General features: G+C 68.5%; 16 protein-coding genes. 4 read left to right on the top strand and 12 right to left on the bottom strand.

Annotated elements, in window-relative coordinates; translation table 11 throughout:
• The 12 genes from ASD34_RS28540 to flgB all read right to left on the bottom strand — a co-directional run.
• Nucleotides 1-1,134, bottom strand: a 1,134-nt coding sequence (locus ASD34_RS28540) for a methyl-accepting chemotaxis protein (RefSeq protein WP_321164610.1), incomplete at its 3' end; no start/stop codon positions are given.
• Between the two features lie 187 nt (nt 1,135-1,321).
• Nucleotides 1,322-1,603 (bottom strand): hypothetical protein, encoded by a 282-nt coding sequence (locus tag ASD34_RS14340; RefSeq protein ID WP_157609687.1) that lies wholly within the window; start codon nt 1,601-1,603, stop codon nt 1,322-1,324.
• A 113-nt stretch (nt 1,604-1,716) separates the two neighbouring features.
• Nucleotides 1,717-3,126 (bottom strand): methyl-accepting chemotaxis protein (locus ASD34_RS14335; RefSeq protein WP_235510069.1); only part of this gene is annotated, 1,410 nt, incomplete at its 3' end.
• Between the two features lie 70 nt (nt 3,127-3,196).
• Nucleotides 3,197-4,189, bottom strand: coding sequence for a flagellar assembly peptidoglycan hydrolase FlgJ (gene flgJ / locus ASD34_RS14330; RefSeq protein WP_056578517.1), 993 nt, complete (start codon nt 4,187-4,189; stop codon nt 3,197-3,199).
• A 10-nt stretch (nt 4,190-4,199) separates the two neighbouring features.
• Nucleotides 4,200-5,270, bottom strand: coding sequence for a flagellar basal body P-ring protein FlgI (locus tag ASD34_RS14325; protein WP_056578514.1), 1,071 nt, complete (start codon nt 5,268-5,270; stop codon nt 4,200-4,202).
• A gap of 137 nt (nt 5,271-5,407) precedes the next feature.
• On the bottom strand, nt 5,408-6,103 hold the full coding sequence (locus ASD34_RS14320) for a flagellar basal body L-ring protein FlgH (RefSeq protein ID WP_056578509.1): 696 nt from the start codon (nt 6,101-6,103) through the stop codon (nt 5,408-5,410).
• Nucleotides 6,103-6,885, bottom strand: a complete 783-nt coding sequence (flgG, locus tag ASD34_RS14315) for a flagellar basal-body rod protein FlgG (RefSeq protein WP_056578506.1) — start codon at nt 6,883-6,885, stop codon at nt 6,103-6,105. Before flgG ends, ASD34_RS14320 begins: the two co-directional genes overlap by 1 nt.
• Nucleotides 6,886-6,908: 23 nt before the next feature.
• Nucleotides 6,909-7,655 (bottom strand): flagellar basal body rod protein FlgF, encoded by a 747-nt coding sequence (locus tag ASD34_RS14310; protein WP_056578503.1) that lies wholly within the window; start codon nt 7,653-7,655, stop codon nt 6,909-6,911.
• A 13-nt stretch (nt 7,656-7,668) separates the two neighbouring features.
• Complete coding sequence (flgE, locus tag ASD34_RS14305) at nt 7,669-8,883, bottom strand: flagellar hook protein FlgE (protein ID WP_056578500.1); 1,215 nt, start codon at nt 8,881-8,883, stop codon at nt 7,669-7,671.
• A 206-nt stretch (nt 8,884-9,089) separates the two neighbouring features.
• Complete coding sequence (locus ASD34_RS14300; protein ID WP_056578497.1) at nt 9,090-9,776, bottom strand: flagellar hook assembly protein FlgD; 687 nt, start codon at nt 9,774-9,776, stop codon at nt 9,090-9,092.
• 40 nt (nt 9,777-9,816) lie between these two features.
• Nucleotides 9,817-10,212 carry a flagellar basal body rod protein FlgC gene (gene flgC, locus ASD34_RS14295; protein ID WP_056578494.1) on the bottom strand — a complete coding sequence of 132 codons (396 nt, stop codon included), beginning with the start codon at nt 10,210-10,212 and terminating at the stop codon, nt 9,817-9,819.
• A complete protein-coding gene (gene flgB / locus ASD34_RS14290) occupies nt 10,209-10,616 on the bottom strand; it encodes a flagellar basal body rod protein FlgB (RefSeq protein WP_056578491.1) in 408 nt (135 codons plus the stop codon). Before flgB ends, flgC begins: the two co-directional genes overlap by 4 nt.
• Nucleotides 10,617-10,847: 231 nt before the next feature.
• Between flgB and flgA the strand changes: the two genes are divergently transcribed.
• The 4 genes from flgA (at nt 10,848) to ASD34_RS14270 (ending at nt 12,817) form a co-directional block, all read left to right on the top strand.
• Nucleotides 10,848-11,546, top strand: coding sequence for a flagellar basal body P-ring formation chaperone FlgA (flgA, locus tag ASD34_RS14285; RefSeq protein WP_056578488.1), 699 nt, complete (start codon nt 10,848-10,850; stop codon nt 11,544-11,546).
• 82 nt (nt 11,547-11,628) lie between these two features.
• On the top strand, nt 11,629-11,925 hold the full coding sequence (gene flgM, locus ASD34_RS14280) for a flagellar biosynthesis anti-sigma factor FlgM (protein ID WP_056578485.1): 297 nt from the start codon (nt 11,629-11,631) through the stop codon (nt 11,923-11,925).
• Nucleotides 11,922-12,377, top strand: a complete 456-nt coding sequence (locus ASD34_RS14275) for a flagella synthesis protein FlgN (protein ID WP_235510068.1) — start codon at nt 11,922-11,924, stop codon at nt 12,375-12,377. The genes flgM and ASD34_RS14275 overlap by 4 nt, the downstream gene beginning before the upstream one ends.
• An 8-nt stretch (nt 12,378-12,385) precedes the next feature.
• Nucleotides 12,386-12,817, top strand: coding sequence for a YadA-like family protein (locus ASD34_RS14270; protein ID WP_056578481.1), 432 nt, complete (start codon nt 12,386-12,388; stop codon nt 12,815-12,817).
• Nucleotides 12,818-12,887: the final 70 nt, after the last annotated feature.

Below are 12,887 nucleotides of genomic sequence, written 5' to 3'. Positions count from 1 at the left end.
AGCGTTCAACGCCAGGATGTTGGTCTGGAACGCGATGCCGTCGATCACGCCGATGATGTCCACGATCTTCCTGGACGACGCATTGATCGAACCCATCGTGTCCACCACCTGAGACACCACGACCCCACCCTTCACCGCGACTTCCGAAGCAGAGACCGCCAGCTGGTTCGCCTGCCGCGCGTTGTCGGCGTTCTGCTTCACCGTCGAGGTCAGCTCTTCCATCGATGCGGCCGTCTGCTCCAGCGAACTCGCCTGCTCTTCGGTGCGCGACGACAGGTCCTGGTTGCCCGAGGCGATCTGGCCCGAGGCCGTGGCGATCGTCTCCGTCCCCGTGCGCACCTCGCCCACCACCTTGGCGAGATTCGCGTTCATGTCCTTCAGCGCCTGCATCAGCTGGCCCGTCTCGTCGCGGCTGTCCACGCGGATGTTCGCGCTCAGGTCGCCCGCGGCCACCGTCTCGGCCACTTCGAGCGCATGCCCCAGCGGGCGCACGATGCCCTGCGTGAGGCGCCATGCAAGCAATGCGCCCAGAACCAGCGCGATGACCGACAGTGCGAGCAGCGTCGTGCGGCCTTCGGTGTGGTCAGCCGCGATGCCCTTGGCGGCAGCGTCGATCTTCTCGCGCTGGTGATTCGCCAGACTCTCGACGGCGTTGGCATAGACGGTGAGCGCCGCCGTGAATTGGGTGTCGACCAGCGCGTTGGCTTCGTCGAGCCGCTTTTCGTCCTTGAGCTTGTTGAGCGTGCCCACGGTTTCCAACACGACGACGCGCGCCGCGACCACCGCGGCGTAGAGCGCCTTTTCCTCCGGGCTGGAAAGCATCGCCTCCAGCTTCTTCTGCGCCGGCGTGATGCGTGCAGACCCGGCCGCCTGGAGCTTGGCGAAATAGGCCGCCACCTCGGGATCGGCGGTCTTGACCATCGCGAAGTTGGCGACGGTGTTCGACTTCAGCAGGCTGAGCCACTCGGCCGCCAGGCGCTCCTTGACCAGCGCGCCTTCCACCATTTCGTCGGTGGCCTCGCCCACGTTCGTCAGACGCAGCACGCCGGTGCCCGCAATGAACGCCATCAGCAGCAGCAACCCCGCGAAGCCGAGCCCCAGGCGGGTGCCGATTTTCAGATCCTTCAAACTCATTGCGCTTTTCTTCCTTCAGTAACGGGGAGCGGTGGCCGCATCGCGCGGCGGGCCACCGGCATGGCATGGCTTCATGTCGGGGCGATCTGCGCCACCCCGTCTCCCTGTTATCGGCAGCGCGCCGCCAGACTTGAGTCTTTTTTCTAAAGATCGGCGCGGATCGGAGCGCGGGCGCATGCGTTCTCCGTCAGGTGTCGGTGGCGTTGACGTGCTGGAACACCCGGTCCAGCCGCTCGGCGACCTTGGCTTCGTGGCGGCTCGCACGGGCCCGGGCGTGCGCCGCGAGGCCCGCGAGACCAAGACCCGTCAGGCAGGCGGCGCCGGCCAGCGCCCACACGGCATGCAGCGCCCAGGCGCAGCCGGTGCCGACCCGGAAGCCGAGAAAGAGCGCCACGGCCAGCAGCAGGAGCAATGCGGCAAAGCCGACGCCCACGCGGCGCACGGCTTTCGGATGAAAATGCGTAGACACGGGGGGTCAAGCCGCAACGGCTTCGTCGGCGTCGAGCTTGAACACGCTCACGGCCTGCACGAGGCTGCCGGCCTGTTCCTGCAGCGACTGCGCCGCGGCCGACGCCTCTTCGNGTTGATCTGCTCGATGCCCGAGGTCTGCTCCTGGCTCGCCGCCGTGATCTCGCCCATGATGTCCGTCACCCGCTTCACGCTGCCCACGATCTCCTCCATCGTGCGGCCGGCTTCGGCGACCTGCTTGCTGCCTTCCTCGACCTTTTCTACCGAGTCGCCGATGAGGGTCTTGATCTCCTTGGCCGCGGCGGCCGAGCGCTGCGCGAGGCTGCGGACTTCCGAGGCGACCACCGCAAAGCCGCGACCTTGCTCGCCGGCACGTGCAGCTTCCACAGCAGCATTCAGCGCCAGGATGTTCGTCTGGAACGCGATGCCGTCGATCACGCCGATGATGTCCACGATCTTCCTGGACGACGCATTGATCGAGCCCATCGTGTCCACGACCTGAGACACCACGGCCCCACCCTTCACCGCGACTTCCGAAGCCGACACCGCCAGCTGATTGGCCTGCCGCGCGTTGTCCGCGTTCTGCTTCACCGTCGAAGTCAGCTCCTCCATCGATGCGGCCGTCTGCTCCAGTGAACTGGCCTGCTCTTCCGTGCGCGACGACAGGTCCTGGTTCCCTGCGGCAATCTGCCGCGACGCCACCGCGATCGAATCGGTCGAGGCCTTGATGCGCGTCACGAGGTCGGTGAGCGTGTCTTCCATCTCGCCCATGCCGCGCAGCAGCCGGCCGAAGTCGCCGCCGCGCTCGGTCTCGAACTCCTGGCTCAGGTCGCCGGAAGCCACGGTCTCCGCGATCAGAAGCGCCTCGGCGACCGGCTGGGCGATGCTGCGCGTGAGCAGCCACGCGAGCACCACGCCCAGCGCGAGCGCGGCCACGGCCAGCGCGACGATGTAGATGAGGCCTGCGCGGTATTGCGCGTCGATGGCGGCGGCGGTGCTGTCGATGTGCTTCTGCTGATGCGCAGCCATGGCGCGGATGCCCGCGTCGTAGCCGTCGAGCATCGGCAGCAGCTGCGTGTCCGTGCGCGTCGCGGCCTCGTCCTTCTGGCCGTCGGCCTTGAGCTGGAGGATCTGCTTGCGCAGCGCGATGTAGTCGCCGCGCCGCTTCTGGATGTCGGCGCTCAGCGCCAGCTCTTCCGGCGACACGAGCAGCGCCTCGAGCGCCTTCTGCGTCTCGGAGATCGTGGCGCTGGTGGCGGAAATCTGCTTTTGCAGATAAGCCTGCACCTGCGCGTCGTCGCTCTTGAGCAGCGAGAAGGTGCGCACGCTGTTGGTTGCCGTGCCCAGCTGCCAGGCCGTGGCCAAGCGCTCTTTCGAAAGCGTGCGCGAGGCCAGGTCTTGCGTGGCCTCGCCCACGCCCTGCAGCCGCAGCACGCCGATGCCCGCCACGGCCGCCAGCAGCGCCAGCACCAGCGCAAAGCCGGCGCCCAGCCGCATTCCGATCGTCCAGTTCTTTATCGTCATTCGCTTGTCTCCTCTCGGGGCCTCTCGTGTCGTTGTGCTCGGGTCCGGGCAGTCGGGCTGAGCGAACGGCTCAGCCGAGCTTCTGCATGATGCGAACCAGCTTCTCTGCGTACTTCGGATCGGTCGCATAGCCCGCGCGCTGCAGCCCGTGCGCGGCCTGCGCCGGGTCGGCGGTCGCCAGCACGTTCGCGTAGCGCGGGTTGCGCGTGATGAAGCGCGCATAGTCGGTGAAGGCCTCTTCGTACGAGGCGTAGGCACGGAACTTCGCGCGCACCTTCTGTGGCTCGCCGTCGATGTATTCGGTGGTGGTGGTCTCGACCGTCGCGCCCTTCCAGCCCTTGTCGGCCTTGATGCCGAAGAGGTTGAAGCTTCGCGTGCCATCGTCGGCGCGGATCTCGCGCTTGCCCCAGCCCGATTCGAGCGCGGCCTGCGCCAGGATCAGCGGCGCGGGCACGCCGCTGGCGGCGCTGGCCGCCTGTGCGGAGGCGCCCATGCGGTCCACGAACGCATCGACCTGGCCTTGCAGCGAGGCGTTCGCGGCCGGCGCGGGGCCGCTCCTGACTTGATAGATGCCAAGGTCGGCCGCCGTCGACACGCGCGCGCCGGGCGCCGAGCCGATGGGAATGCCCGCGCGCGGACCGTACGGCAGGCCGGCGGGCGGCTCCAGCGACATCGGCCGCGCGCCGATGCCCTGGTCGGCTTCGGTCGCCTCCGAAGGCATCTGCCGCCGCAGCTGCGCCAGCATCGCCTCGGCCAGCCCCACGCCGCGCCCCGAGAGGTTCTGCGTGAGCTGCTGGTCGAACATCGACAAATAGACCTTCTGGTCCTGGCTGTCGAGCAGGCCGCTCGAGGGCGTGGCCTCGCGCATGCTCTTGAGCACCATGTTCATGAACAGCGCCTCGAACTGGCGCGAGACCTGCTGCAGGCCTTCTTCGGGCGAGATGCGCACGGTGCGCCGCAGCGCATCGACGCCCTGCACGTCGAGCGCAAAACGCTGGTCGAGCGCGCCGCTGCGGCTGGCCGCGTCGGTGCCGGTCCACGCGCTGTGGGGGGAGATCGTCATGCCATCGGCCTCAGATGATTTCGAGCTCAGCGCTCAAGGCGCCGGCCGACTTCATGGCCTGCAGGATCGACACCAGGTCCTGCGGGTTGGCGCCCAGGCTGTTCAGCCCCTTGACCACATCGGCCAGCGAGGCACCGCCGCGCACCATCTGGATCGCACCGCCGCCCTGGTTGACGGCAATCTGCGAGGTCTGGGCCACCACCGTGCTGCCGCCCGAGAACGCGCCCGGCTGGCTGATCACCGGCTCGGTGTTGATGACCACCGACAGGTTGCCGTGCGCGATGGCGCAGTCTTTCACGCGCACCGCCTGGTTCATCACGACGGAGCCGGTGCGCGCATTGACCACCACCCGTGCGCCCGCCTGCGTGGGCGTGACCTCGAGTTCCTGCAGCTGCGCGAGAAAGCCCACGCGCCGCTGCGGCTCGGGCGCCTGCACGCGGATCACGCGCGCGTCCATCGCCTCGGCGGTGCCGGCGCCGAACTGGCGGTTGATGGCGTCCATGGCGCGCTGCGCGGTGCCGAAGTCGGAGCGGTTCAGCTCGAGGGTGAACGAGCCTTCCGCACCCACCGGCGCCTCGACCGTGCGCTCCACCAGCGCGCCCGCGGGAATGCGGCCCGCGCTCAGCTGGTTGACCTGCACCCTGCTGCCGTTGGCCGACGCACCCGCGCCGCCCACCACCATGTTGCCCTGCGCCACGGCGTAGGTCGCGCCGTCCACGCCCTTGAGCGGCGTCATCAGCAGCGTGCCGCCGCGCAGGCTCTTGGCATTGCCCATCGACGACACCGTGACGTCGATGCTCTGGCCCGGGCGCGCGAACGACGGCAGCGTGCCCGTCACCATGACGGCGGCCACGTTCTTCAGCTGCATGTTCACGCCCTGCGGAATCGTGATGCCCAGCTGCTGCAGCATGTTGTTCAGGCTCTGCGTGGTGAACGGCGTCTGCATCGTCTGGTCGCCCGTGCCGTCCAGGCCGACCATGAGGCCGTAGCCGATGAGCGGGTTGTCGCGCACGCCCTGGATGCTGGCGAGCTCCTTCAGGCGCTCCGCGTACGCGGGCGCAAGGAACATGGACGCGACCATCGCAAGCGCCGCGATGCGCCAGCGAGCCGAATCGTTCGTGGGATGCCGCGGAACCGGCTTTGCCGGGCCGCAGGCATCGCCCCCTGCAAGGGGGTTGGCGTAGCGACACGAAGTGCGCGAAGACTGGGAGTTAGTCATTAGAACGGCATCACGTTCAGGAAAATTCTTTGCATCCAGCCCATGTGCTGGGCTTCATCGATGTAGCCCTTGGCCGCGTACTCGATGCGCGCATCGGCCACCAGCGTCGAGGGCACGGTGTTGTTGCCCGACACGGTGCGCGGGTTCACCACGCCCGAGAAGCGGATGTACTCGGTGCCCTGGTTGATGCCCATCTGCTTCTCGCCACTCACCAGCAGGTTGCCGTTGGCCATCACGTCGGTCACGGTGACGGTGATCACGCCGTTGAAGGTGTTGTTGGCGTTGGCGCCGCCCTTGGCGTTGAGCGTGTTGGTGCCTGACAGCTTGGTCTCCTGCCCGTCGAGCAGACCGCCGATGAGCTTGGGAATGGCTGCGAACACGCTGGTCGTGTTGCCCGTGCGGCTGGCATTGGCGCCCGAGTTCTTGGTCGCGTTGACTTTCTCGCTGATGACGATGGTGAGGATGTCGCCGACGTTGCGCGGGCGGCGGTCTTCGAACAGCGCGTTGGCGCCAGGGCCGTCCTGGAAGATCGCACCCGGCGCACGCCGCGCCTGCACGGCCGCGTACTGGTCGGCACGCGCCGTCATCGGCTGGTGCACCAGCGGCTCGCGCGGCACCTGCGCGCAGCCGGCGGCCAGCGCGGCCACGAGCAGCAGCACCGCCGCCCGGCGAAGAAGACGCTCCCCCGCCCGCATCACAACTGGGCCAGGCGCTGCAGCATCTGGTCCGAGGTCTGGACCGCCTTGCTGTTGATCTCGTACGAACGCTGGGTGGCGATCATGTTGACCAGCTCTTCCACCACGTTGACGTTGGACGCCTCGACATAGCCCTGGCTCAGCGTGCCCGCGCCGTCCACGCCGGGGTTCACCTGGTTGGGTGCGCCCGAGGCGTCGGTCTCGGCATACAGGTTCTCGCCCAGGCTTTGCAGGCCGGTCGGGTTGACGAAGGTCGCGAGCTGCAGCTGGCCGACCTGCACGGTGTTGGTGGCACCCGCCTGCACCACCGACACGATGCCGTCGCGGCCCACGGTGATGCTGGTGGCGTTGGCCGGGATGGTGATGGCCGGCTGCACCGGGAAGCCGCTGGCGGTGACCAGCTGGCCGTCGCGGTCGGTCTGGAACGAGCCGTCGCGCGTGTACGAGGTGGTGCCGTCGGGCATCAGCACCTGGAAGAAGCCGCTGCCGCTGATGGCCACGTCGGTCGGCTTGTCGGTCTTGGTGAGGTTGCCCTGCGAGTGAATGCGCTCGGTGGCGACCACATGCACGCCGGTGCCGACCTGCAGGCCCGACGGCAGGCGCGTCTGGTCGGAGCTCTGGCCGCCGACCTGGCGCAGGTTCTGGTAGACCAGGTCTTCGAACACGGCGCGGCTGCGCTTGAAGCCGGTGGTGCCGACGTTGGCCAGGTTGTTCGACACGACGTCGAGCTGCGTCTGCTGCGCGTCCAGGCCAGTCTTGGCGATGTAGAGGGAGCGGATCATTGAAAGGAGTTCCTGGAAGAGGGTCAGCCGTAGGCCAGCAGCTTGTTGGCGGTCTGCGCGTTGATGTCGGCGGTCTGCAGCGACTTCATCTGCATCTCGAAGCTGCGGGCGTTGGCGATCATGGCCACCATGGCATCGACCGGCTGCACGTTGCTGCCCTCGATGGCGCCGGAGATGAGCGTGACGGCCTCGTCGGCTTCGGCCGGCGGCAGGTCGGCGCGCATGCGGAACAGGCCGTCGTCGCCGCGCACGAGGTCGGTCACGGGCGGGTTGACCAACTTGAGTCGGCCCACTTCGGCGATGCCGGTGAGCGTGGTCGAGGCCGCGTCGCGCGAACCCACGAGGCCGTTGGACGCAATGCTCACGGCCGAACCCGGCGGCACGGTGAGCGCGCCGTTGTCGCCCACCACGGGGCGCCCGCCCATCGTCGTGAGCTGGCCGTCGGCGCCAATCTGCAAGTTGCCGACGCGCGTGTAGGCCTCAGTGCCGTCGGCCGCCTGCACCACCAGCCAGCCCTCGCCGCCCACGGCCACGTCGAGCGCGCGGCCCGTCTGCGTGAGCGGGCCGTGGGTGAAGTCGGCGCCGGGCGTGGTGGCGGCCACGAAGGCGCGCGTGGGCGCTTCGTCCCCGACCACGGGCACGGCGCGGAAGGTCGCGATCTGCGCACGGAAGCCCGGCGTCGAGACGTTCGCCATGTTGTTGGCGACCACGGCCTGCTGCTCCATGGCCTGCTTGGCGCCGCTCATGGCGACATACAGCATTCGATCCACGCAATACTCCCGGTCAGCGGATGTTCATGAGCGTCTGCATGACCTGGTCCTGCGTCTTCACGGTCTGCGCATTGGCCTGGTAGTTGCGCTGCGCGACGATGAGGTTCACCAGCTCGGAGGTCAGGTCGACGTTGGACGACTCCAGCGCGCCCGAGGCCAGTGAGCCGGCCTTGGTGCCTTCGCCCGGCGTGCCGGTGAGCGCGTTGCCCGAAGCCTGTGTCTCGGCCCACACGTTGTTGCCCTTGGGCTCCAGGCCGTTGGGGTTGGCGAACGACGACAGCACGACCTGGCCCAGCAGGCGCGTCTGCTCGTTGGAGAACTTGCCGGTGATGGTGCCGTCGGGGTTGATCGAGAACGCGGTGAGTTCGCCCGACTTGTAGCCGTCCTGGCCCAGCCTGCTCATGCCGTTGGCACTGCCGAATTGCGTGGTGCCCGTGAGGTCGACCGAGGTGGTGAGCGGCGAAGCGCCGTTGGTGAAGGTGAGCGGCCCGATGTCGAACGCGCCCGAGGCCGGTGCGGTCATGACGCCCTTGGCATCGAAGGTGATGTTGGAGAGCACCGCGCCGCCGTTCAATGGTGCGCCGTCAGAGGTGCCGTACACGTCCCAGGTGTTGGCCGCGGTCTTCACGAAGTACACGGCCACGTCGTGCGGATTGCCCAGCGAGTCGTAGATGGGCCCGATCGCGTTCGGGTAGTTGTAGGTGGTGGCGTCGGTGGGGTTGAACGGCGTCCGGGCGGGCACCGTGCTGCGCGCGTCGAGGTTGAACTGTGCATCGATGTTGGCTGTGGGCTTGGGCGGCATCATGCCGCCCTGCACCTGGATCGGCCCCGGCGTGCCGCCGCTGATGCCACCACTGGCGTTGGCGCCGTAGCCGGTGAGCTGCAGGCCCTGCGCATTGACGATGTAGCCGTCCCTGTCGCGCGTGAACTGGCCGTTGCGCGAATAGAAAACCTCGCCGCTGGTGCTGGCCAGGCGAAAGAATCCATCGCCGTTGAGGATCGCCACGTCGAGCGGGCGCGTGCTCGACTGCGTCACGCCCTGCGTGAAGTTCTGCGTCACGCCCGACACCGACGCACCCAGGCCCACGCGCGAGCCGGCGTACACGTCCTGGAAGGTGGCAGCGGCCGACTTGTAGCCCACCGTGCCCGAGTTGGCGATGTTGTTGCCGATGACGTCGAGGTTTGCCGCGGCCACGCCGAGGCCACTGATGCCTTGGGAAAAACTCATGAGAGGGTCCTTGTTCGATGCGAAGAAGAAGAGTGCGAAAGGCGCGGCCCGCGCAGGCCACACTGAAGACGAATGCGAAGACTCAGAAGGTGTGAAGAACCCGTAGCGAGCGGCCCGAGGTCGCATCGAGGACCGGAGCCGTACACGCGTACGGTGAGGACCGCAGAGGCGAGATCGGGACGCGCAGTAGGTTTATTCACACCTTCTCAGAGGAACAGGCGCACGTCGCCCAGTCCGATGCTGGCGCCCGAGGCCAGTTCGAGCGTGACGCCGTCGGCGCCCTGCTTCACGGCGGCCACCTGCGAGAAGGTGAGCGCGGCGGCCTTCACCGTCGTGCCGTCGTTGCTGGCATCGACCGTGAAGCGGTAGGCGCCCGGCGGCGCCGCCACGCCCAGGTCGTCCTTGCCGTCCCAGGTGACGGCGTTGACGCCTTCCTTCATGGCGCCCGCGTCGAGCGTGCGGATCACCTTGCCGGTGCTGTCGACGATCTTGATCTCGACCTCGGCGGCGGTGCCCGGCAGCTGCACGGCGAAGGCCTGCGTGGCGGGTTCCTTGCCATCCTCGGGCTTGGTGGTGGTGAGCACGTCGCCGGGCGACAGCACGTTGTAGCCAATGAGCGAGGTGGCCTGCAGCAGTTGGCTGGCGCCGGACTGGTTGACGAGGCCGGAGAGCGTGGCGTTGAGCTTCTCGATGCCGCTCACGGTGCTCATCTGCGCGAGCTGCGAGGTGAGCTCGGCGTTCTGCATCGGGTTGAGCGGGTCCTGGTTGTTCAACTGCGTGACGAGCAGCTTGAGAAAGCGCTGCTCGCTGTCGGCGCTGGACACGTTGTTGTTGCTGTTCGCCGCCGTGGGTGCGTTCAGCCCGCTGATGGACGAAGTGTCGGAAAGGGCCATGGGGTCTGTGTGCTTCCTGCGGGAGGTGGGCGTGCGTGGGTTACTGGCCGATGGTCAGCGTCTTGACCATCAGCGTCTTGGCCGTGTTGAGCACCTCGACGTTGGCCTGGTAGCTGCGCGAGGCCGAGATCATGTTGGTCATCTCCTCGACCACGTTGACGTTGGGCATCGCCACGTAGCCCTGCGCATTGGCGTGCGGGCTCTTCGGGTCGAACACCAGCTTCGCGGGCGACGGGTCTTCGATGACGCCGGACACCTTGACGCCGCCGATGTCGCGCCGGCCCGAAGCCGCCACCTCGAACACCACCTGCCTGGCGCGGTAGGGCTGGCCATCGGGGCCGGCCACGCTCTCGGCGTTGGCGAGGTTGCTCGCGGTCACGTTCATGCGCTGCGACTGCGCGGTCATGGCGGAGCCCGCCACGTCGAAGATGTTCATGGCTGCACCGCCGACAGGAGTGACTTGATCTTGGCGTTGATGAGCGTCAGGTTCGACTCGTAGCGCAGCGCGTTGTCGGCGAAGGCGACGCGCTCGACGTCCATCTCGACGGTGTTGCCGTCGAGGCTGGACTGGTGCGGCACGCGGTATTGCAGGTCGTGGCCGGCCGTGGCCTGCGCCTGGCCCGCGAGATGGCGCGACGAGGTGGTGGCCATCGACACCGACGACGATGTGCGGCCGCGCTCGACGGCCTCGCTCAGGCGCGCGCCGAAGTCGAAGTCGCGCGCCTTGTAGTGCGGCGTGTCGGCATGGGCGATGTTGGCCGCGAGCACCTCCTGGCGTTCTGCCCGGAGATGGAGCGCTTCGCGGTGGAAGCGAAACGCCGCATCCAGCTTGTCGATCATCTTTGTTCCATCTGTTGAGGCGTCGCCAGTGCACGGGGCGCAGCGACCGATGGAAAGCGAGTCTATGCATGCCACGCGTTGGCAATCGCCCGAACAAAGGGGGGTTTCGCCTGCTGCTCGCACCTTCGCCGACAGGGCAAATTCATAAGAATCCATGGGCGCCGGCTGTGGCTTCGATACGGCTTCCTTGCACCGGCGCCTTCGATTTTTTGCCCACTTCTTTCGCCTTCGATGACCCTCTTGCCGCTTCGCCGACGCCTGCTTTGCACCGCCTGTGCGATGGGGCTGGCGTGCGCGATGTCGACCGGTGCGCTTGCAGGCGACACGGCAGCGACGGCCGTCGAAACCTACCTCCAGGTGCAGAGCGCCGGGTTGCCGGGCCAGGTGACGGTCAGCCTCGAAGGGCGTGGCACGTCGGCGCTGCCGCCCTGCGACGCGCCCGAGGTGTTCCTGCCGCCGGGTGTCACGCCCTGGGGCCGCATCTCGGTCGGCGTGCGCTGCCATGCCGAGCGGCCGTGGACGCGCTTCGTGCAGGCGCGCGTTGCGGTGCAAGGCCGCTACCTGGTGGCTGCGCACGCCATCGACGCGGGCCGCGCGCTGGGCGCCGGCGACGTGGTCGAGCGCACCGGCGACCTCACGCGGCTGCCGCGCTCGGTGGTCACCAGCGCGGCCGAGCTGGCCGGAATGGTGAGCGCCAACCGCGTGGCCCCAGGCGCGCCGATCCGCAAGGAACTGCTGCGCGGCGTTGCCGTGATCCGGCAGGGCCAGGCCGTGAAGGTGGTGGCGCAGGGCGCGGGCTTTGTCGTCAGCACCGAGGGCAAGGCCCTGAGCGGCGCCGCGGTGGGCGCGGTGGTGCAGGCCAAGACCCTGGACGGCCGGGTGATCCGCGGCGTGGCCGACGAGGAAGGACAGGTCCGGCTGGTGCAGTAGCGGCCTCGCAGGCTTCATGCACGCCCTTCCTAAAGTTCTCGCCCCGGCTGCCGATATACGGGTCAGCCCCTGAGGAATCACCTTGAAAATCGATCCCACCGCCCCTTCGGCCATGCCCCTGCATCGCACCCCGGCACCGGGCGCGCCGGCGCCGTCGACGTCCGCCGAGGCCGCGCAACGCACCGGGAATGCCGCACCGACCTCCGCGCTCGTCCATGCGATGCCCGCCGCCGTGGGGGGCAGCGATTTCGACGCCGCGCGCGTGGCCGCGATCCGCGAGGACATCCGCGCCGGCCGCTACGAGATCCGCCCCGAGCGCATCGCCGACGGCCTGCTGGCCAGCGTGCGCGAGCTGCTCGCACCGAAGGGCGAGGCATGACCACGTTGCTGGCACAGCTGCGTGCGGAAGCGGGCTGCATCGAGGACTTCCTCGCGGTGCTGGACGAGGAGGCGCAGGCCATGTCGGACAGCACCTTCGACGCACTGAACGCCATCGCCGTTCGCAAGACCGCGCTGCTGGACCGCATGGCCGAACTCGACCAGCAGCGCGAATCGCTGCAGGCGGCGCTGGGCTTTGCGCCCGGCCGCGCGGGTGCGGATGCCGCCGCTACCGCGGGCGGTGCGCCGACGCGCCAGGCCTGGCGCGCACTGCTCGCGCTCGCCGAAGACGCGCGCAACCGCAACCTGCACAACGGCACGCTGGTCTACGCGCACCTGGACTTCACGCAGCAGGCGCTGCATTTCCTGCAGGCGCGCGCCCAACCTTTCTACGGCCCTGACGGCGTGCGCAAGACGCAGCCCGGCGCGGGCACCCGGCTGGCCGCCGGCTGAGCAGTCCCGTGAACGCATCCACACGCTTCGCACCCGCACGCACCGCGATCCCGCTCGTGCTGCTGTGGCTCGCGTGCGCCGGTGCCCATGCCTTCGAGCTCGCACCCGCCGTGCGCCCGGACGACGCCATCAACCTGGGCCAGCTGCACCCGGTGCGCACAGCCGTCGGTGACAGGGCGCGCATCGCGTATTCGGGCGCGGCCATGGCCATTGCGATGTCGGCCGCCTACGTGCCAACGTACCGCCCGGGCGAACAGTCGATCGGCCTGGCCTTCGGCAACTACCGGGGCTACACGGCCGCATCGCTGGGCTTCAAGCGCACGTCGGGCGACGGCGACACGGCCTGGGGCATGGCGGTGTCGAGCACGGGCCGGGAGTGGGGCTTCAACGCGGGCATCGGCTGGAAGCTGCCGCGCAGCACCGCCGCCGCCCGCCCCTGACGCCATGCCATCGCCCCGGGACGCCCTTCACCACCTTCGCATGGATGCCACCGACATGACTTCTCCTTCC

Source organism: Variovorax sp. Root473, from assembly GCF_001426505.1.
Taxonomy (GTDB): domain Bacteria; phylum Pseudomonadota; class Gammaproteobacteria; order Burkholderiales; family Burkholderiaceae_C; genus Variovorax.
This window is presented reverse-complemented; position numbering and strand designations above follow the sequence as displayed.